Below are 18,963 nucleotides of genomic sequence, written 5' to 3'. Positions count from 1 at the left end.
GGAATGACGGTGGAGGACGTGGGCCGCCCTACTCCGCCGGCTTGGCCGGCGTCGACACATCGGTGCCGGTGGTGGCCTGCGCGGCCGCCGCCTTCTTCTCCACCATCGCCACCGCGATGATCGAGCCTTCGTAGAGCGCCAGCAGGGGGATCGCGAGCGAGCACTGGCTGAGCACGTCGGGCGGGGTCAGCACGGCCGCGATGACGAAGGCGATGACAATGAAATAACGGCGCTTCTCGCGCAGCATTTTCGAGGTGACGATTCCGATCCGGCCGAGCAGAGTCAGGATCACCGGAAGCTGGAAGGCGATGCCGAAGGCGAAGATCAGCGACATCATCAGCGACAGATATTCGCCGACCTTGGGCAACAGCTGGATCTGCGCGGTCTCGTCGCTGCCGGCCTGCTGCATGCCGAGCGAGAAGCGCACCAGCATCGGCAGCACGACGAAATAGACCAGCGCCGCGCCGAGCACGAAGAAGAACGGCGTCGCAACCAGGTACGGCAGGAAGGCCTGCTTCTCGTGCTTGTAGAGGCCGGGCGCGACGAATTTATAGATCTGCGTCGCAACGATCGGGAACGAGATGAAGCCGGCCCCAAACAGCGCGAGCTTGAGCTGGGTGATGAAATATTCCAGCAGCGCCGTGTAGATGAATTTCGAGTTCTCGGGACCTGCGACCCACACGAACGGCCAGACCAGCACGTTGTAGATCTGCTTGGCGAAGAAGAAGCAGAAGATGAAGGCCACGCCAAAGCCGAGCAGCGCCTTGATCAGCCGCGAGCGCAGCTCGATCAGATGGTCCATCAGCGGGGCTTTGCTGGCCTCGATATCGGCGTCGGTCATGACGCTTTGGCGTCCTTGATCGCTTCGGATGGCGCGGTGTCCTGCGCAACCTTTGCCTGTTCGACCTCACGGGTGATCGCGAGCGGCTCGTTGGCAGCCGCGTGCGCCTCGGCCTCCATGAAGGTCGCAGGCGTCGGCGCTTCCGGCGTCGTGGGCGTCGCAGGCGGTTCGACAGCGGCCGTTGCGGATGTCTCGGCCGGCTTGTCCAGCGCATCGACACGGAGCGCGTCGCTGACGTCCTTCTGCAGCGAGGTCAGCGGATTGAACCCTGTGGCGGCCTCCTTGACCTCGTCGAAGCTCTTCTTGAGGTCGGCCATTTCGGCCTCGCGCATCGCTTCCTGGAACTGGCCCTGGAATTCGGCGGCCATCTTGCGCGCCTTGCCCATCCACTGTCCGACCGTGCGCAGCACGCCCGGCAGCTCTTTCGGGCCGATGGCGATCAGGGCCACGACCCCGATGAGGACCAGTTCACTCCACCCGATGTCGAACATGAGGTCTTCCGTTCACGCGAAGCCGCAACCGGCCCAATCCCTTGCGCGCAGGATCGGGGCCGCTACCCGCGTCTCGCGTGCTTCTTCCGGCTCAGACGGCCTTGCTGCCGACGTCGGACCGCGCCGCGGTCGGCGCACCATTGTGCTCGATCGACTTGGCGGGCTCGGGCTTCTCGGCAGGCTTGTCGTCGTCCTGCATGCCCTTCTTGAACGCCTTGATGCCCTGCGCCACGTCGCCCATCAGATCCGAAATCTTGCCGCGACCGAACAGCAGCAGGACCACTGCGATCACCAGGATCCAGTGCCAAATGCTGAGTGAACCCATCCTGCAACCCTCCAAACGCGCATGGCCGGGGACCCGGCCGATCTTCACCGAAACCTAGGCTTGGCAGGCCTCAAAAACAAGGACCAAGGCAGCGCCAATTCGCTGTGGGCGCTACGCAATCTTGCTAGTGTTAACTGTCGCAGGGCCCGTACTTCGCCGGCACGTCACTCCTCAGTGCCGCCCTCGCCGCCACCCTCATTGCCGCCTTCCGGCGGGCTCTCGGGCTCGACCGCAGGCGCGAGCGCGAGATCGAGGTCGTCACCCGGTTCCAGCGGATCCTCATCCTCCCGCAGGGCCGGATCATCCGACGGTGTCGGCACGCTGAATCCGGTCGGCAGGCGCGAATCCAGCAATCCCGTACCTTTGAGCTCCTCGAGGCCCGGCAGATCGCCGAGCTGTTCCAGGGTGAACTGCGACAGGAACTCCTCGGTGGTGCCGAAGGTCAGCGGACGGCCGGGCGTCTTGCGCCGGCCACGCGGCTTGATCCATCCGGTCTCCAGCAGCACGTCGAGCGTGCCCTTCGAGGTGACGACACCACGGATCTCCTCGATCTCCGCGCGCGTCACCGGCTGGTGATAGGCGATGATCGCCAGCACCTCGATGGCAGCGCGCGACAGGCGGCGGGTCTCGGTGCTCTCCCGCGTCATCAGCCAGGCGAGATCGCCGGCCGTGCGGAACGTCCATTTGTTGGCCACGCGGACGAGATTGACCCCACGCAAGGCGTAGTCGGCCTGGAGCTGTTCGAGCGCGGCCTTGACGTCGACGCCCTCGGGCATGCGTTTGGCCAGCGTCGCGGTATCCAGCGGTTCACTCGAGGCGAAGAGCAGGGCTTCCAGCAGCCGCAATTCCTCGGGACGTGCCTGGGTTTCGTTCTCCATCGGCTCGGCCTCTTCTACCCGCACTTCAGCCAGGCTTGCCATGGCAGATTCTCCTTCTTGCACTTAACCGACCGGCGCATCAGGCGCAGGAGCTGCGTCCGGAACCGGTTTAGGACGCCCCTTCCGGAAATAGATGGGCGCAAACGCCTCTTTCTGGTTCAGCTCCAGCTGACCTTCGCGCACCAGTTCGAGCGCCGCGGCAAAGCTCGAAGCGAACACGGTCGCGCGCTGCGAGGGATCGGCGACATGCCGGATCAGGAAGTCGTCGAGCACGCCCCAATCATCCTGTTCACTGATGCTGCCGACCAGCCGCTCCAGCGTGGCGCGTGCTTCGGCGAGCGACCACACCGTACGCTTGGCCAGATGCACGCTCGCCAGCACGCGCGACTGCCGCTGCGCGGCATAGGCGGTGAGCAGGTCGTACAGCGTCGCCGTGTATTTCGGATGCTTGATCTCGGCGATCTGCTCGGGCTCGCCGCGCGCGAAGATGTCGCGCTGCAATTGCGGCCTGTTCATCAGGCGGTTGGCGGCCTCGCGAATGGCCTCCAGCCGGCGCAGGCGGTTGGCGAGCGCGGTGGCCATCTGCTCGGCGCTCGGGCCTTCCGCGCTCGGCGGCTCGGGCAGTAGCAGGCGCGACTTCAGGAAGGCGAGCCATGCCGCCATGACGAGATAGTCAGCGGCAAGCTCGAGCCGGATCTTCCGCGCCGCCTCGATGAAGTGAAGATACTGGTCGGCCAGCGCCAGGATCGAGATCTTGGCGAGGTCGACCTTCTGCTGCCGCGCCAGCGCGAGCAGCAGGTCGAGCGGGCCCTCATAGCCCTCGACGTCCACCACCAACGCCGGCTCACCCTCGGCAAGCTCTGCGGGCCGCCCGGTCTCGAAAGATAGAATTTCTGCGGTCATGCGAATGCCGTATTTGCCCGTGCGATCAATGCGTCCAGCTCAGCGCGCGCGGCGGCGCGGTCGAGCGGCTGCGGCGCCCTGCGCGCAGCGAGCGCGGCATTCGCCCGCTCCAGCGCCCGGCCCGACAGCTCAGGGGTCTGACCGGCTACCGCACGCATCTCGTCGATATTGCCGTTGCAATGCAGGGCCACGTCGCAGCCGGCCGCGAAGATGGCGCGGGTCCGCTCGGCGATATTCCCCGACAGCGCGTTCATCGACACGTCATCACTCATTAACAAACCCTGGAACCCGATTGCGCCGCGAATCACGTCAGCAATCATTGTCGCAGATGTCGTCGCCGGATGGGCGGGGTCGACCGCGCTAAACACAACATGTGCAGTCATGGCCATCGGCAGGTCCGAGAGCGGCTTGAACGCGGCAAAGTCGGTCCGCTCCAGCTCATCCCTCGGCGTATCGACCGTCGGCAGCTTGAAATGGGTGTCGGCGGTAGCCCGGCCATGGCCGGGAATGTGCTTGAGCACCGGCAGCACGCCGCCCTGCTCCAGCCCTTCGGTGACGGCGCGCGCGATGGCCGCAACCTTCGCTGGCTCGGTGCCGTAAGCCCGGTTGCCGATGACGGCATCGGCGCCCGGCACCGGAACGTCGGCCAGCGGCAGGCAGTCCACGGTAATGCCGAGATCGGCGAGATCGGCTGCGATCAGGCGGGCGGAGAGGCGCGCCGCGGCGAGCCCGAGGGCCGAATCAGTGTCGTACAAAGTCGAGAAAACGGCACCCGGGGGATAGACCGGCCAGTGCGGCGGGCCCAGCCGCTGCACCCGTCCGCCTTCCTGGTCGATCAGCACGGGAGCGTCAGCGACGCCGGCCACTGTCCGCAATTCCGCAACCAGTGCAGCGACTTGGGCTGGCGTTGCGACATTACGCTTGAACAGGATGAAGCCCCATGGGCGCTGGTCGCGGATAAACTCCCGCTCGACGGCGGTCAGTTCCGTTCCGGATACGCCGGTAATGAAGGCCCGCGTGCTCATAACGGCCGATTAACCCTGACCCGCGAGGGGGTCAAGGAAACGGCCGTTAATTCCTCTGGACGAAGCAGGCTGACAAGCCGGCGGACTTCAGGCTGTTGCAGGCGTGCGTCGCCTCCTCCGCCGAGCCGTAGGGCCCAGCAAAGGCGCGGTAGACGACTCCCTTGCCCTTGTCGGTCAGGTCGACGCGCTTGATCACCGGCGAACGGGAGCCGAGCACGCTGCCATACTTGCTCTGAAGCACGCGGTACGACGCGGCGGCGCTCTCCTCGCTCTGCTGCGAGGAGACCTGCACGATGTAGCCGCCACCGCTGCTGGCGGGTGCCAGCTGGGTCGGAGCCGTCGCCGCCATCCGCTGCGGGGGTTCGGTGGCCGGAGCCGATTGCGGTGCCAGCGACATCGGCTGGTTCGCGCTGGCATTGGCCGAGGTCGGCGGATTGCGCGGCGCGGCCGGTGCGGCGGGCGCAGCAACAGGCTTGGGTGCAGCCGCAGGTTTGGCGGCAGCGGCCGATTGCGGCGTGCCGCTATCGGTCTGATCGCCCTTCACCGCGACAGTCCTGATCGGGCGCGGCGAATTGTTCGGCAGCGTGCCATTGCTCGCGGTCGCGCTCGGCGGCGGCACCGCAGACGGCGACACGCTCGCAACCGACGGCGGGTTCGCATTCTGGTTCAGCGGCGGGAACACGACGCGAGGACCACCTGCCTTGGCGTTGACGTCCACCGGCGCCTCTTCGCGCGGCACGATCTTTTCGGTGCCGTCGCCGCTCACCATGCGATCCGGCACCTTGGCCGAGGAATCCGTCGGCGTCGGCACGATCTTGGTCGGCGTGTTGTCGGCCTTGATGATCGGCGGCTCGCCGCTGCGGGGCGAGCCGACGTAAGTCTTGTAGGCGAAGGCCGCGCCGGTGCCGACCACGGCCAGCGCCAGGATCGCCGCGACCGTCATCATGCCGCCGCGTTGCTTCTTGGGCTCGTCGTCGGCCTCTGCGTCGGGATAGTCGCTCTGATACGCGTAGGGATCGTCGGGATAGGCCGGATCGCGCTGATAGTCCTGCTCGCCCGCCTCGAGCCGGCCATAGAGCGCATCGTCGTAGCGCGACGGATCCGGCTGTTGATGCGGCTCCTGGTAGGCTTGCTGCTGGTAGGCCTGATCCGGCTGGTAAGCCTGATCCTGATAAGCGTGGTCCGGATAGGCCTGCGACTGACGCGGTTCAGGCGCCGGCGCCGCGGGTTGGGCTGAATAGCGATGCAACGGATGGATCGGGTTGACGGAGACCGGATAGTCGGGCTCGGAGGCTGGCGCCGGCTGCGGCTGCACATTGGCGCGCCGCATCCATGAGGGCGGCCCGGGCGGTGGCAGCGGGGCCGGCTCGGCATCGTCCTGCTGATAATCGTCCTGGCGATAGCCGTCGTCGTGATAGCTCTGCGCCGGCGCAAGAGCAGCCGGCGGACGCACACCGGGCCGCGACTGCGCGGCGAACGGATCGGTCTGTCCGATCAGGCGGGCAAGCTCAGCTAAGGGATCGCTTTCCGTCCTGCCATGCTGGTCGCCGCCGCGACCATAGTCATCGGAAGGAAACGGTCTGTCCTGATATCGTTCGGCCATCGTGATGATGCGTCCCTTCGGGAAAGCCGCGCGCCCCTCGACCAAGGCACGGCTTTCGACCCACAAGGCATTCAACCAAGTCTCAGCGATCCGGCTTCTGCCGGTACCCCCAACAAATCCCCTTAAGTAGTTCGCCCCAAACTACCGCATCTCGTTCGGAGCATGGACGCCGAGGATGGCGAGGCCCGATGCCAGAACCGAGACGACGCCCTGGACCATGGCCAGTCGCGCCTTTGTAAGATCTGCATCATTATTGATAATGAAGCGTAAATAGGGCAAATCCCGCCCTTTCGTCCAAAGTGCGTGAAATTCGCTGGCTAAATCATAGAGATAAAAGGCAATTCGATGCGGCTCATGGGCCGCGGCGGCGGCCTCCAGCATGCGCGGATAAATTGCGAGTCGCTTAAGAAGGTCGAGCTCGACAGGGTCCGAGAGCCGTTCCACCGCCGACTCAGCGAGCCATGCGATGCGCTGACCGGCGTCCTCCGGCAGCTCCGGGAACACCTCCGCCCGGGCGTTGCGGAAGATCGAGTGGCCACGGGCGTGACCATATTGGACGTAGAACACCGGGTTGTCGCGCGACTGTTCCATGACCTTTGCGAGGTCGAAGTCGAGCACCGCATCGTTCTTGCGGTAGAGCATCATGAAGCGGACGGCGTCCTGGCCGACTTCATCCACCACCTCACGCAAGGTGACGAAGTCCCCGCTCCGCTTCGACATTTTCACCGGCTCGCCATTGCGCAGCAGCTTGACGAGCTGGACGATTTTGACGTCGAGCGACCCCTTGCCCGACGTCGTCGCCTTCACCGCCGCCTGCATGCGCTTGATGTAGCCGCCATGGTCGGCGCCCCAGACGTCGATCATCTCGGCAAAGCCACGGTCGAACTTGTTCTTGTGGTAGGCGATGTCGGAGGCGAAGTAGGTGTAGGAATTGTCCGACTTGATCAGGGGACGATCGACGTCATCGCCGTAAGCCGTCGCCTTGAACAGCAGCTGCTCGCGGTCTTCCCAATCCTCGACCGGCGCGCCCTTCGGTGGCGGCAGGCGGCCTTCATAGATATCGCCCTTGGCTTTCAGGAAATCGATGGTCTCGGCAACCTTGTTGTTGCCGGTCTCGATCAGCGAGCGCTCCGAGAAGAACACGTCGTGGCGGATGTTGAGGGCGGCGAGATCGTCCTTGATCTCGTCCATCATCATGGTGATCGCCTTGGCGCGCACGGTTGGCAGCCACTCGGCTTCGCTCTTGGCGAGCAGATTGTCGCCGTGCTCCTTCGCAAGGGCCTGCCCGACCGGTTTCAGATAGTCTCCGGGATAGAGCCCTTCCGGGATCGCGCCGATGTCCTCACCGAGCGCCTCGCGATATCGCAGGAAGGCAGACCGCGCGAGCACGTCGACCTGGGCGCCGGCGTCGTTGATGTAATATTCACGCGTGACGTCGTGGCCTGCAAACTGGAGCAGGCTCGCCAGCGCGTCGCCGAACACGGCGCCGCGGCAATGGCCCACATGCATCGGCCCGGTCGGATTGGCCGAGACGTATTCGACGTTCACCTTGGAGCCGCCGCGGACACGGCCGTAGTCGGCCCCTTCACGCAGTACGGTGCGCAGAGCCTCGGCCCAGGCGGTCGGCCTCAGCGTCAGATTGATGAAGCCGGGGCCGGCGACGTCGACCTTGGCGATCAGCGCATCGGCGCGCAGCCGCTCGGCGATCTGCTCGGCGAGATCGCGCGGCTTTGCCTTGGCCTCCTTCGCCAGCACCATGGCGGCATTGGTCGCCATGTCGCCATGGGAGGCGTCGCGCGGCGGCTCGACCACCACGCGCGAGAAATCGATGCCCTCGGGCCAGTTGCCGTCCTTCGCAAGCGCGCGGCAGGCGGCGTGCACGCGTGCGAGCACGTCGGCGAACAGATGCAGGGATGAGGAGGTCTGGGGCATGGCCGCCGCCTAACGCAAATCCGGGGTCGAGTCAAAGAGCCGCTGGTGCTCGGTCAAGGCGAAACGGTCGGTCATCCCGGCAATGAAATTGCCGATCCGGCGGGCCCGGTCGCCCTCGTCATCCGCCTCTGCCCCGAGCAGCCATTCCGGCGGCAGCTCGCCAGGGGATTTCAGGTATTTCGCGAACAGGTCGAACAGGATCTGCTCCGCTTCCCCCATCACCCGCATCACCCGCTTGTGGCGATACATGTGCTGGTAGAGGAAGGTCTTGATGGCGGCCTCTTCCTCAGCGACCTCGGCCGGGAACGCGACCAGCGCCCGGCTCTGCTGGCGCACGTCCTGGGCCGATCGCGGCTTCACCGCAGCGAGGTTCTTCTGCGCTTCCTCAAACACGGCACTGATCAGGTGGGAGATCAGCTCACGCACCAACTCGGCACCGCGCCGGACATCTTCGAGATCGGGATAATGGGCGGCGATCCCGGCGATGATCTCCGCCGTCAAGGGCATCACCTTGAGATCGTCGAGATGGAACAGGCCGGCGCGCAGGCCGTCGTCGATGTCGTGCGCGTCGTATGCGATATCGTCGGCAAGCGCTGCGACCTGCGCCTCCAGCGAGGCGAAGCTCCACAATTCGAGATCGTAGGTCTTGATATAGTCGGCGATGCCGACGGGAATGCCGTGCTCGCGATAGCGCCCGACCGGCGCGCCGCTGCGATCGGTCAGCGGACCGTTGTGCTTGACGATCCCCTCGAGCGATTCCCAGGTCAGATTGAGCCCGTCGAACTCGGGGTAGCGATGCTCAAGCGAGGCGACGACGCGGAGCGTCTGAGCGTTGTGGTCGAAACCGCCGAAATCCTTCAGGCAGGCGTCCAGCGCCCGCTCGCCGGCATGGCCGAACGGGGGGTGGCCGAGATCGTGGGCCAGCGCCAGGGTTTCGGTGAGGTCCTCGTCCAGCCCGAGCTGCCGGGCCAGCGCACGGGCGATCTGTGCCACCTCCAGCGAATGGGTCAGCCTAGTGCGGTAGTGATCGCCCTCGTGGAACACGAACACCTGGGTCTTGTACTTCAGGCGGCGAAAGGCGGTGGAATGGATGACGCGGTCGCAATCCCGCCGGAACGGGCTGCGGGTCCGGCTCGGCGGCTCGGCGACCAGCCGGCCACGGCTGCGGTCGGGATCGCAGGCATAGGGCGCGCGGGGGGCTGCCATTCCGACGGACACGACGAATTTAGTCCCTATCCATTTGATTCTGCGTATTCTTGCACTTAACTATGCCGGACGCGGGATACCAAATGAAATGGGCAAGACCCTTGTGTGACCGCGGGACGATCGGAGACCGACCATGACGACTGCCGTGACCATCAGCGACCGCGCCGCACGCCGCATTGGGGAGATCCTCAAGGGCGAAGGATCTGGCGCGATGCTGCGCATCTCGGTCGAGGGCGGCGGCTGCTCCGGCTTCCAGTACAAGTTCGATATCGACCGTGCTCGCACCGACGACGACCTCGTGATCGAGCAGGACAATGCTGTGGTGCTGGTCGATTCCGCCTCGCAACCGTTCCTGGCGGGCTCGCAGGTGGATTTCGTCGACGACCTGATCGGCGCCTCGTTCCGCGTGAACAACCCCAACGCGACGGCGTCCTGCGGCTGCGGGACCAGTTTCTCGGTCTAAAGCGCGATTCAGATGAATCGTCATCGGGCTTTAGGTTGTTGTTTGCGATGATCTTTCCGGAAAACCGCTTCGCACTTTTCCGGATCATGCTTTAGCGCGCTTATGCGCCGGTCATCTGCCTTTCCTCCTCCGTCCACTCCATGTCGACCGGCGCCAGTTCCGGCTGGAGCGGCGCGTCCTCCGACATCGTGTGGCCGTCCAGCGCGCGCAGCAAGGCTGCGACCAGCGCCGGCTTGCGCAATGGCTTGGCGATGAAGTCCGACATGCCGGCCTCGCGGCAGATCCTGACGTCCTCGGGGAAGGCGTTGGCAGTCAGCGCGATGATCGGCAAGGCCGCGAAGCGTCCGCCTTGGGCGCGGATCGCGCGGGTGGCGGCGAGCCCGTCCATATCGGGCATGCGCACGTCCATCAGCACGACATCGTATTCGCCTTCGGAGGCTGCTGCGACCGCCTCGGTCCCGTCAGTGACGACCCGCAGCTCGACGTCGAAGGCCCCTAACATCTTGCTCACGACCATGCGGTTGACCGCATCGTCCTCCGCGACCAGCACCTTCAGCGGCCGATCGAGGCTGGCGATACGGGCATTGAGTTCATCGGCCTCGTCGCGGCCGGCCGTCTGCTCCGATGCCTGCGCCTGGCTCCAGGGCAGCACCAGCGTGAAACGGAAGGTCGAGCCCTCCCCGGGCGTCGAGGTGACGCCGATGGTGCCGCCCATCTGCTCGATGATGCGCCGGGAAATCGCAAGCCCGAGACCGGTGCCGCCGAAGCGGCGGCTGATCGAGGCGTCGGCCTGCGCGAAGTCGCTGAAGAGCTGACCGAGCTTTTCCGGGGCGATGCCGATGCCGCTGTCGGTCACCGTCCATTCGACCGTCGCCAGCAGGTCGCGGCGGGCCTGGCAGGTGGCCGATATCCTCACCTCGCCTTCGTCGGTGAACTTCACGGCGTTCGAAGCGAGGTTGAGCAGGACCTGGCGGATGCGGGCGACGTCGCCGCGCAGCGTCGGCGGCAGATTCGGATCGAGCGCGACCTTGATTGCGAGCCCCTTGGTCTTGGCGCTGGCGCGCGCCACGTTCGCGACTGTCTCGACCAGCGCCTGCGGGGCGAAGTCGATTGCCTCGAATTGAAAGCGTCCAGCCTCGAGCTTGGAGAGGTCGAGGATGTCGTTGAGGATGCGCTGGAGATTGTCGCCGGACTCGCGGATCGTGGTGACCGCCTCGCGCTGCTCCGGATCGAGCTTGGTTTCGAGCAGCATGCTGGCAAGCCCGAGCACGCCATTCATGGGCGTGCGGATCTCGTGGCTCATCACTGCGAGGAAATCCGACTTGGCGCGGCTCTCGGCCTCGGCCTTTTCCGCGCGCCAGCGCTCGGTCACGTCGCGCCCGAAGCCGCGATAGCCGAGGAACTGTCCCTCGCGGTCATAGGCCGGCTTTGCCGTCAGCGACCACAGCCGCGCCTCGCCGCCGGCGACGACCTTGACGTTCATCTCGTGCAGCGGCTCGGCCTGCTCCATCAGGCCGACGATGTTGTAGGCGGCGGACTTGTCCTCTGGGCAGAGCATGTCGAGCACGTCGGCGAAATATGCCCCCTTCAGCAGCGGCAGCGGCATCTGCGCGACTGCGGCAAAGCGCTCGGGGACGTCGAGCAGATGCCCGTCGGCATCGGTCTGCCACAGCCAATCGCTGGCGTTCTCCTGAAAATCCTTCAGCAGCAGCGAGATGATCTCGGTCTGCCGCTCCAGCTCGAGCTGGGCCTTGAGATTGCCAAGGAAGAGATTGCCCTGCGAGACGATGTTGCGCGCCATGAAAAACGCGAACAGCAGCAGGAACACCGAGGTCACGAGGTACGGCCCGGTACCGCAGAGCAGCAGCGCGCCGGCGCAGGCGACCGTCATGGTGGCGAGATAGACCAGGCCGGCGCGCGGGAACGTCGAGAGCGTGAAGGCGCCGCCGGACATCATGCCGACCATGAGGCAGGCCAGGATCAACTGGCTGGTCGGCTCGATGCGGCTGAACAAAGCAAGCGGCAGCGTGCCCCAGATCGCGGCGAGGAAAAAGGCCTGTCGCAGCATCTGCTGCGCGGCGCGAGGTGAGGCCTCCTGCGGCGGGTTCTGGTGCGACCGCCGCCACGAGCGGACCGCGAGCGAGGCGGTGGCGGCCAGCGTCAGGCCCCAGATCGCCAGGAAGTCGTTCCAGCCCCTGCCCCAGAACAGGATCAGGACGATGGCGACGTTGAGCATGGTGACCGCCATCGTCACCGGAATCAGCTGCGTGACCGCGTCGATCTGCTTGGCGCGGATGCGCCGCAGCTCGCGCTCGCTGAGTCCAGCGGTCAGGCCGTCCTCGATCTCGAAGCCGCCGAGCCAATGCAGCAACACGCCGACCACGCCGTCGCGCGGCTCAATTCGCATTATGGATTTGTGCGGCCATCCCATCCGTGGAACCTTTTGTCGATCAATGGCCTGCCGCCTGCTTAAGCCGGGTTAATTTTGTGGGAGATTTTGCGGCATCCTTGACGGGCGCGTTGGCAGTTTGTTCTAACCATGGCCCGCCGCCTGGAGCCCTCCCAATGCCCATCAGAGTTGCCACCTGGAACGTGAACTCGGTCCGGCAGCGGATCGACCTGCTGCTGACGTGGCTGAAGGAGTGCCAGCCGGACATCGTCTGCCTGCAGGAGATCAAATGCGTCGACGAGGCCTTTCCGCGGCTGGAGATCGAGGCGCTCGGCTACAATGTCGTGACGCACGGCCAGAAGACGTTCAACGGCGTCGCCCTGCTCTCCAAGCTCCGCTTCGACGAGACCAAGTCGGGGCTCGCCGGCGACGATGAGGACGCCCACGCCCGCTTCCTCGAGGGCGTGGTGACGCTCAAGCGCGGCGTCCTCCGCATCGCCTGCCTTTATTTGCCCAACGGCAACCCGGTGGGCACCGAGAAATATCCCTACAAGCTCAAATGGATGTCGCGGCTTCTTGAATATTCGAAGGAGCGTCTCAAGGCCGAGGAGCCGCTGATCCTCGCCGGCGACTTCAACGTCATCCCGCACGCTCGCGACGTGCACAATCCGGCCGCCTGGACCGAGGACGCGCTGTTCAAGGCCGAGACGCGGGAGAGCTTTCAGTCCCTGCTCGGTCTCGGCCTCACTGACGCCTTGCGGGCCGTCACCGACGAGGGCGGGCTGTACACCTTCTGGGACTATCAGGCCGGCGCCTGGCAGAAGAACCAGGGCTTACGGATCGACCATTTGCTGCTGTCGCCGCAGGCGAGTGACAAGCTCGCCAATGTCGGGATCGACAGCTATGTGCGCGGTTGGGAGAAGCCGTCGGACCACGTGCCGGTCTGGGCCGACCTGGATATGGAAGCGGCGTAGACTTCAGATTGGTCATTCCGGAGCGACGCGAAGCATCGAACCCGGAATCTCGAGATTCCGGGTTCGGCTCTTCGAGCCGCCCCGGAATGACTGCGTGTCGTGATTACTCCCTACGGCCCTGCACCCATTGCTCCAGCATTTGCAAGGCCATGGCGCGGTCGTCGTCGGAGGCCTTGGCAAAGGCGCGGTTGTAGCTTTCCTTGATCCAGGTCTCTTCAGCCCCGGCGCTGTCGCGCGCCAGGGTCAGCCACATCAGGCCGCGCGCGGCCTGCCGCGGCAGACGGTCGCCATTGAACAGCATCTGGCCAAGCAGCGCCTGTGCCTCGTGCTGGCCCTTCTGCGCGGCAAGGCCGAGCCAGCGCGCGCCGTAGCGGAAATCCTCACGCGAGGCGTCCGGCGTCTTCAGGTAGAGCCGTGCGAGATCGTATTGCGCGTCGGCATTGCCGAAATAGGACGCCGCATAAGAGAACATCTCCCGCGCCCGCTCGGGATCCGACTTGACCTTCGAGTTCGGGATGCCACTGAGATAATAGCGGCCGAGCGCGACGAAGGCGTTGGCGACAACCTGCGCCTGCGGTGCCGACGGGCTGTCCTCGGCATGCGCATTGGCAATCCGGCTGAAATATTCGAAGGCGCGCAGATCGTCCTGGGCGACGCCGTCGCCATTGGCGTACATGCGGCCGAGCTTCCACTGCGCGATCGGATGGCCGCCCTCGGCGGCATATTGCAGGGCGCTGAGCGAGGTTTCCTGGGGCACTGTCGCCGGCGCGACCTTGCTGCGCACGGTCGCGGCGGTCCCCGGCAAGGTGGTCACGACAGGGATGGTCGCATCCTTGTTGACCGGTGCGCCGTCGAAGGCGAGCGCCGGCGCGGCCAGCGCACCGGCTCCCAACACAAACGCAACTATGGCACGCCTAGATGTCCGCATAACACTGTTTCTCGTGCGCGCCGCCCGGATGGGTCACTGCCCCCCCGACCGCTGGTCCAACCTGCTGAGCATATTTCCAGAGCGCACCCGACGTGTGGTTAGTCGCGCGAGCGCTCCATTTGGTCTTGCGCTGGGCGAGCTCGGCGTCGCTCAATTTTACGTTAAGGGTACCGGCGACCGCATCGATCTCGATGATGTCGCCGTCCTCGAGCAGCCCGATCGGGCCGCCGACGGCGGCTTCCGGCCCGACATGGCCGATGCAGAAGCCGCGGGTGGCGCCGGAGAAGCGGCCATCGGTGATGAGCGCGATCTTGCCGCCCATGCCCTGGCCGGTCAGCGCCGCGGTGGTCTGGAGCATTTCCCGCATGCCGGGACCACCCTTCGGCCCCTCGTAGCGGATCACGATGACTTCGCCTTCGCGGTAGGTGCGCTTCTGGACCGCCTCGAAAGCATCCTCCTCACGGTCGAAGCACCTGGCCGGACCGGTGAACTGGAGGTTGGACATTCCCGCGACTTTCACGATCGCACCTTCTGGCGCCAAATTGCCCTTCAGACCGACCACACCGCCTGTCACGGTGATGGGCTTGTCCGCCGGGTGCACCACGTCCTGGTGCGGATTCCAATTCACGCTCTTGAGGTTTTCGGCGATCGTGCGGCCCGTGACGGTAAGGCAATCACCGTGCAGGAAGCCGTTGTCGAGCAGCGTCTTCATCAGAAGCGGTATGCCACCTACTTCAAACATGTCTTTGGCGACATAACGGCCGCCCGGCTTCAAATCCGCGACATATGGTGTCTTTTTGAAGATTTCGGCGACGTCGAACAGGTCGAACTTGATGCCGGCCTCGTGCGCGATCGCCGGCAGGTGCAGCGCAGCATTGGTGGAGCCGCCGGAGGCGGCGACCACGGCAGCCGCGTTCTCGAGCGCCTTGCGGGTCACGATGTCGCGCGGCCGAATGTTGGACGCGATCAAGTCCATCACCTTCTCGCCCGCTGTCATGCAGAAGGCATCGCGGATTTCATACGGTGCCGGGGCACCGGCCGAGTAAGGCAACGCGAGACCGATCGCCTCGGAGACGGTCGCCATGGTGTTGGCGGTGAACTGCGCGCCGCAGGCGCCGGCCGAGGGGCATGCCACGCGCTCGATCTCGTCCAGGTCCTCGTCCGACATGGCGCCGACCGAGTGCTTGCCGACGGCCTCGAACATGTCCTGCACGGTGACCTGCTGTCCGCGGAAATTGCCGGGCAGGATCGAGCCGCCATAGATGAAGATCGAGGGCACGTTGAGACGGACCATCGCCATCATCATGCCGGGCAACGACTTGTCGCAGCCGGCGAGCCCGACCAGGGCGTCATAGGCATGGCCGCGAACAGTGAGCTCGACGGAATCGGCGATGCATTCGCGCGACGGCAGCGAGGAGCGCATGCCGTCGTGCCCCATGGCGATGCCGTCGGTCACGGTGATGGTGCAGAACTCGCGCGGGGTGCCGCCGGCCGACGCCACGCCCTTCTTCACCGCTTGCGCCTGGCGCATCAAAGCGATGTTGCAGGGAGCGGCTTCATTCCAGCACGAGGCGACGCCGACGAAAGGCTGGTGGATCTGCTCGGTGGTCAGACCCATGGCGTAGAAATACGACCGGTGCGGCGCGCGCGCAGGACCTTCCGTCACGTGACGGCTCGGCAGCCTCTGCTTGATGTCGGTCTTCGCGTCCATCGCAAACCAGTTTCCTCGGTCGACCCTTTCAGACCCGAAAAATCAGAGCCAAGATTTGAATCGACCTTGGGATTTTTCCGTCGCCTCGAGGACCGCCGCTGCCCTTAAAACATTAGAGTGATTTTATTCATGTTCGGCTGTGGCCAAAAAGCGGCGGCGATGCGAACCACCAGTGATGACGGTTAAATCGGAACCGAGTGTTGCGGAGACATCACAATCGTTACCGGGAAGACACGGGTGGAGCTACCAAGATACCATCAAGAAGATGACAGCTCACAACCTCAGATTTCACGATGCGTGGCGCGCGCCTGAGATTCAGCTTGGAGGAGATGCACGCAAGTGAGTCGGCCCTCTGCCAGCTTCAATTGCACGGCTCAGGCTGACATCGCTCCTTTGTGCCTGGCCGGACCGACCAGACGGACGATCTCGCAGACGGCGACGAGGCCGGCGAGCCAGACCGCGCAGGTCAATCCGATGCGCATCACGATCTCGGCCGTGAAGGCGCCCTCGCCGCCAAGCAGCGGCGTCCCGGCGAGCAGCGCGAGCTCGTAGGTCCCATAGGCGACGACGAGCGCGATCGCGAGCAGCAGCAGCAGCGTGCGGCCCTGCGACAGGAGGCCAATCACCATCGACGAGGCCGCGGTCGCCAGCAGCGCGGCCACGCCGATGACGAAGCCCCAGGCGATGCTGCTGGCGTCAACGGGATAATGCAGCACGCCGAAATCGATGCCCTGATTCACGAGCCAGGCGCCGGCAACGACGCGCAGCGCCGTGCGCAGCGGCAGCATCGCCGCGGCGACGACGGCGAAGGCCGCGAACGGCGTTGCGCAGGCGAACGCGAAGCTTGCGAGCGTGCATGACGCCGTCAGAAGCGCCAAGCAGAACATCGGTGCAAGGCGCGGCGCGACTGGGTGAAGCCCAGAACGGCCGCCGTGAGACGGCTGGATACTGCGAGCCACGACGTCAGGGCACATGGGTGATTTCCTTCTGCTTTGGATGTCAGAGGTCAGAACGTTGCGCCGACCTTGAGCAGATAGGTGCGTCCGGGCAACGGATAGGCGCTGAATCGGCCATCGGTGAAGGTGCTCGCGATGGCGTAGTCGTAATAGAGCGCATTCAGCACATTGTTGACGCTAAGTGACCAGAAGTAGCGCTCAACCTGGCCGCCGAGCTTGAGGTCGATCGTGCCATTGGCAGGGATTGGCTTCTGGGTGCTCGCCTGATCGTTGTCCACGCGCCGCTCGCTCCAGAAGCGCACAGTGGCATCGAGCACCAGATAATTCTGCCAGATGTTCCAGGTGACGCCGGCACTCGCCGTGTAGCGCGATACCAGCGGCACGTCGTTGCCCGCCCAGATGCCTTCGCGGAAAACCGCCCGCGTATAGGCCATGCCGGAGCGCAACAGCAGAGCGTCGCTGACTCGATAGGACAGGCTGGTCTCCGAACCGTAGCGCCGGGTCGGATCAAGATTAGTGTTGTAGAACAGGACCGGGCTGAAATGGATCTCGTTGGTGAGCTCCATCAGATAGAGACTGCTCTGCAGCTGCAGCCCGCCGCCTTCGATGCGCAGGCCGCCCTCGATATCCCAAGAGGTCTGGGTCTTGAGCTGAAAGGTTTGCGGGATCGCGGCGAAGGTCAAGGGATCGAAGGACGGACCCGAGGACAAGCGCTCGTCGACATCAGGCGTGCGGAAAGCGCGCGCGGCGCGGCCGAACAGCGCGACCGTGTCATTGAAGCGATGCTCGGCTCCAAGATGCAGCGCATATTGGGTCTCGTTGCTCGTCAGCGGCAGCGCGCCGATGTCGGCGTTGAATGGCGCGGCCGGGGCGAAACGGTCGCGTGCTGCAAGACTGACGGTCTGCACCCGCGCGCCATAGGAGATGTCGGTGATGGGCGCCACACCCATTGTGTGCTGGAAATAGCCCGCGACCGTCTGCTGCCTGAGGTCGTAATTGTGCCAGGCGGCGAACCCCTGCCCCGCGCCGCGGTTCTGCTGAAAGCTAGCATCGTAATAGTCGATGCCGGTGAGGAGCTGCGACGGCATGCCGAGCAGCAGGCTCTTCACGCTGAGCCGCGGCGTGATCGACCAATTGGTCAGATTGGAATCGACGTAAGTCGACGTGAAGAAGGCCGGAACCGGCGTCGGGCTGGAGAAGAACGCACTCTGCTGTTTCTTGTCGCGCACGCCGCCATCGACGATCAGATCGACGCCGTTGATCAGGGTCTTGGTGAAGCCCGCTGTCGCGCTAAAGCCTTGCTGGTTGGCGTAGTTGAACGGCGTGCTGGTTCCTCTCCGGTTGGTGGTGAGCTCGTCGAGGCCGATGGAGGGATCGACGGTGCGGCCGCCCGGCAGTCGCAGCTCCTGATTGTCGCCGGCGACAGTGAGAAACGCGGTCAGACCGGGCGTGGTATAATTGAGATTGCCGATGCCGTTCTGCTGGGCGTAGCGATTGTTGTCGCGATAGCCATCGGTCCTGACGGCATTGCCGTAGAACGAGGTCGACCACGGACCGGAATTGACCGAGGTCGAGACGTTGCCGAGCCCTGTGTTGAATGAGCCGAAACCCGCTTCGATGCGCGCGGACGCGGGCGGCCCTCCGACGCCAGTCTTCGTGACGATGTTGATCACGCCGCCGACAGCGTTGTCGCCGTAGAGCACCGCACCGGAGTTGCCGCGTGTGATCTCGATACGTTCGATGGAATTGAGCGGGATGGTGGAGAGGTCCACCTGCGCCATGTCGACGTCGTTCAGCCGCCGGCCGTTGACCAGCACCAGCGTGTTGGCGGTGGCAAAGGCGCCGAAGCCGCGCAGGTCCACGCTGGTCTTGGCGCCGATCGGGCCGCCATAGAACGTCGTGATCTGGGCTCCGGGGGTCTGCGTCGCGATGATCTCGGCCAGCGTCTGCGATGGCGAATGCGCGATATCCGCGGCCGTGACGACCGTCGTGGTGGCCCCGACGATACCGCCGTTGCTGGCCACGGCTTCAGCGCCAGTTGAGCCGGCGCCACTTCCTGCCGGCGCGACACGCGCGGTTGCCCGGTGTCTCGTCGCCTCGCCGTCACCTGTCGCCCTGGCACGCGTGCGGTTCTGATCGTCAGTCTTGCTCACTTCGATCGGCGGCAACTGCTCGGCGAGCGCCTGCTGGGCGAAGGCCGAGGATGGACTGAGCGAATGGAGGGAGACGGACGCGAACAGGCCGGCGCTGAGACGCCAGGCGGCAGGGACGAGACGGGACACGATTGTAACCTCGGTATGACGTCAGTGGCACGTCACAGCGAACGAGGCTTCACGGC

The 18,963-nt window shown here is 65.0% G+C and carries 16 protein-coding genes; 2 read left to right on the top strand and 14 right to left on the bottom strand.

Annotation, left to right across the window (positions count from 1 at the left end; translation table 11 throughout):
* Positions 1-28: 28 nt before the first annotated feature.
* The 9 genes from tatC to P6U31_RS18015 all read right to left on the bottom strand — a co-directional run bounded on the left by tatC (position 29) and on the right by P6U31_RS18015 (position 9,216).
* Positions 29-841: a twin-arginine translocase subunit TatC gene (tatC, locus tag P6U31_RS18055; RefSeq protein WP_407189708.1), complete on the bottom strand. Its 813-nt coding sequence runs from the start codon at positions 839-841 to the stop codon at positions 29-31.
* On the bottom strand, positions 838-1,332 hold the full coding sequence (gene tatB / locus P6U31_RS18050; protein WP_407189706.1) for a Sec-independent protein translocase protein TatB: 495 nt from the start codon (positions 1,330-1,332) through the stop codon (positions 838-840). Before tatB ends, tatC begins: the two co-directional genes overlap by 4 nt.
* Before the next feature lie 91 nt (positions 1,333-1,423).
* Positions 1,424-1,657: a twin-arginine translocase TatA/TatE family subunit gene (locus tag P6U31_RS18045; RefSeq protein WP_018317874.1), complete on the bottom strand. Its 234-nt coding sequence runs from the start codon at positions 1,655-1,657 to the stop codon at positions 1,424-1,426.
* Positions 1,658-1,821: 164 nt separating this feature from the next.
* Positions 1,822-2,577, bottom strand: coding sequence for an SMC-Scp complex subunit ScpB (gene scpB / locus P6U31_RS18040; RefSeq protein WP_407189705.1), 756 nt, complete (start codon positions 2,575-2,577; stop codon positions 1,822-1,824).
* A gap of 21 nt (positions 2,578-2,598) precedes the next feature.
* A complete protein-coding gene (locus tag P6U31_RS18035) occupies positions 2,599-3,438 on the bottom strand; it encodes a segregation and condensation protein A (RefSeq protein ID WP_407189704.1) in 840 nt (279 codons plus the stop codon).
* Positions 3,435-4,463 (bottom strand): beta-N-acetylhexosaminidase, encoded by a 1,029-nt coding sequence (nagZ, locus tag P6U31_RS18030; RefSeq protein WP_407189703.1) that lies wholly within the window; start codon positions 4,461-4,463, stop codon positions 3,435-3,437. Before nagZ ends, P6U31_RS18035 begins: the two co-directional genes overlap by 4 nt.
* Positions 4,464-4,509: 46 nt before the next feature.
* On the bottom strand, positions 4,510-6,066 hold the full coding sequence (locus tag P6U31_RS18025; protein ID WP_407189874.1) for an SPOR domain-containing protein: 1,557 nt from the start codon (positions 6,064-6,066) through the stop codon (positions 4,510-4,512).
* A 141-nt stretch (positions 6,067-6,207) separates the two neighbouring features.
* Entirely contained in the window at positions 6,208-7,998 is a 1,791-nt protein-coding gene (gene argS / locus P6U31_RS18020; RefSeq protein ID WP_407189701.1) for an arginine--tRNA ligase, read from the bottom strand.
* A 9-nt stretch (positions 7,999-8,007) separates the two neighbouring features.
* Positions 8,008-9,216 (bottom strand): deoxyguanosinetriphosphate triphosphohydrolase, encoded by a 1,209-nt coding sequence (locus P6U31_RS18015; RefSeq protein WP_407189699.1) that lies wholly within the window; start codon positions 9,214-9,216, stop codon positions 8,008-8,010.
* Positions 9,217-9,337: 121 nt separating this feature from the next.
* Here P6U31_RS18015 and erpA point away from each other — a divergent pair, with 121 nt between their 5' ends.
* Positions 9,338-9,667: an iron-sulfur cluster insertion protein ErpA gene (erpA, locus tag P6U31_RS18010; protein ID WP_024342679.1), complete on the top strand. Its 330-nt coding sequence runs from the start codon at positions 9,338-9,340 to the stop codon at positions 9,665-9,667.
* Positions 9,668-9,767: 100 nt separating this feature from the next.
* On the opposite strand, the gene P6U31_RS18005 is transcribed toward erpA, so the two are convergent.
* On the bottom strand, positions 9,768-12,098 hold the full coding sequence (locus tag P6U31_RS18005; RefSeq protein WP_407189698.1) for an ATP-binding protein: 2,331 nt from the start codon (positions 12,096-12,098) through the stop codon (positions 9,768-9,770).
* A gap of 134 nt (positions 12,099-12,232) precedes the next feature.
* On the opposite strand from P6U31_RS18005, the gene xth reads away from it, so the two are divergent.
* The gene (xth, locus tag P6U31_RS18000) at positions 12,233-13,030 is read left to right on the top strand and encodes an exodeoxyribonuclease III (protein ID WP_407189697.1); all 798 of its coding nucleotides are present in this window, start codon (positions 12,233-12,235) and stop codon (positions 13,028-13,030) included.
* 103 nt (positions 13,031-13,133) lie between these two features.
* Here the strand turns inward: xth and P6U31_RS17995 are convergent, their stop codons facing one another.
* From P6U31_RS17995 to P6U31_RS17980, 4 genes are all read right to left on the bottom strand, one after another.
* Positions 13,134-13,958 (bottom strand): tetratricopeptide repeat protein, encoded by an 825-nt coding sequence (locus P6U31_RS17995; RefSeq protein WP_407189696.1) that lies wholly within the window; start codon positions 13,956-13,958, stop codon positions 13,134-13,136.
* Positions 13,945-15,669 carry a dihydroxy-acid dehydratase gene (ilvD, locus tag P6U31_RS17990; RefSeq protein WP_407189694.1) on the bottom strand — a complete coding sequence of 575 codons (1,725 nt, stop codon included), beginning with the start codon at positions 15,667-15,669 and terminating at the stop codon, positions 13,945-13,947. Before ilvD ends, P6U31_RS17995 begins: the two co-directional genes overlap by 14 nt.
* Before the next feature lie 374 nt (positions 15,670-16,043).
* Entirely contained in the window at positions 16,044-16,643 is a 600-nt protein-coding gene (locus P6U31_RS17985) for a hypothetical protein (protein ID WP_407189692.1), read from the bottom strand.
* Positions 16,644-16,675: 32 nt separating this feature from the next.
* The gene (locus P6U31_RS17980; protein ID WP_407189691.1) at positions 16,676-18,907 is read right to left on the bottom strand and encodes a TonB-dependent receptor; all 2,232 of its coding nucleotides are present in this window, start codon (positions 18,905-18,907) and stop codon (positions 16,676-16,678) included.
* Positions 18,908-18,963: the final 56 nt, after the last annotated feature.

This window comes from Bradyrhizobium centrosematis, assembly GCF_045571495.1.
Lineage (GTDB): Bacteria > Pseudomonadota > Alphaproteobacteria > Rhizobiales > Xanthobacteraceae > Bradyrhizobium > Bradyrhizobium centrosematis.
The sequence above is the reverse complement of the archived record's forward strand: the minus strand, read 5'-3'. Positions and strand labels throughout refer to the sequence as shown.

What these genes read in the sequence shown, in the direction of transcription:
- P6U31_RS18045 (WP_018317874.1), bottom strand. Translation starts at nt 1,657, where the DNA reads ATGGGTTCACTCAGCATTTGGCACTGGATCCTGGTGATCGCAGTGGTC.
- xth (WP_407189697.1), top strand. Translation starts at nt 12,233, where the DNA reads ATGCCCATCAGAGTTGCCACCTGGAACGTGAACTCGGTCCGGCAGCGG.
- ilvD (WP_407189694.1), bottom strand. Translation starts at nt 15,669, where the DNA reads ATGGACGCGAAGACCGACATCAAGCAGAGGCTGCCGAGCCGTCACGTG.
- tatB (WP_407189706.1), bottom strand. Translation starts at nt 1,332, where the DNA reads ATGTTCGACATCGGGTGGAGTGAACTGGTCCTCATCGGGGTCGTGGCC.
- P6U31_RS17985 (WP_407189692.1), bottom strand. Translation starts at nt 16,643, where the DNA reads ATGTGCCCTGACGTCGTGGCTCGCAGTATCCAGCCGTCTCACGGCGGC.
- erpA (WP_024342679.1), top strand. Translation starts at nt 9,338, where the DNA reads ATGACGACTGCCGTGACCATCAGCGACCGCGCCGCACGCCGCATTGGG.
- scpB (WP_407189705.1), bottom strand. Translation starts at nt 2,577, where the DNA reads ATGGCAAGCCTGGCTGAAGTGCGGGTAGAAGAGGCCGAGCCGATGGAG.
- P6U31_RS17995 (WP_407189696.1), bottom strand. Translation starts at nt 13,958, where the DNA reads ATGCGGACATCTAGGCGTGCCATAGTTGCGTTTGTGTTGGGAGCCGGT.
- P6U31_RS18035 (WP_407189704.1), bottom strand. Translation starts at nt 3,438, where the DNA reads ATGACCGCAGAAATTCTATCTTTCGAGACCGGGCGGCCCGCAGAGCTT.
- argS (WP_407189701.1), bottom strand. Translation starts at nt 7,998, where the DNA reads ATGCCCCAGACCTCCTCATCCCTGCATCTGTTCGCCGACGTGCTCGCA.
- P6U31_RS18025 (WP_407189874.1), bottom strand. Translation starts at nt 6,066, where the DNA reads ATGGCCGAACGATATCAGGACAGACCGTTTCCTTCCGATGACTATGGT.
- P6U31_RS18005 (WP_407189698.1), bottom strand. Translation starts at nt 12,098, where the DNA reads ATGGGATGGCCGCACAAATCCATAATGCGAATTGAGCCGCGCGACGGC.
- tatC (WP_407189708.1), bottom strand. Translation starts at nt 841, where the DNA reads ATGACCGACGCCGATATCGAGGCCAGCAAAGCCCCGCTGATGGACCAT.
- nagZ (WP_407189703.1), bottom strand. Translation starts at nt 4,463, where the DNA reads ATGAGCACGCGGGCCTTCATTACCGGCGTATCCGGAACGGAACTGACC.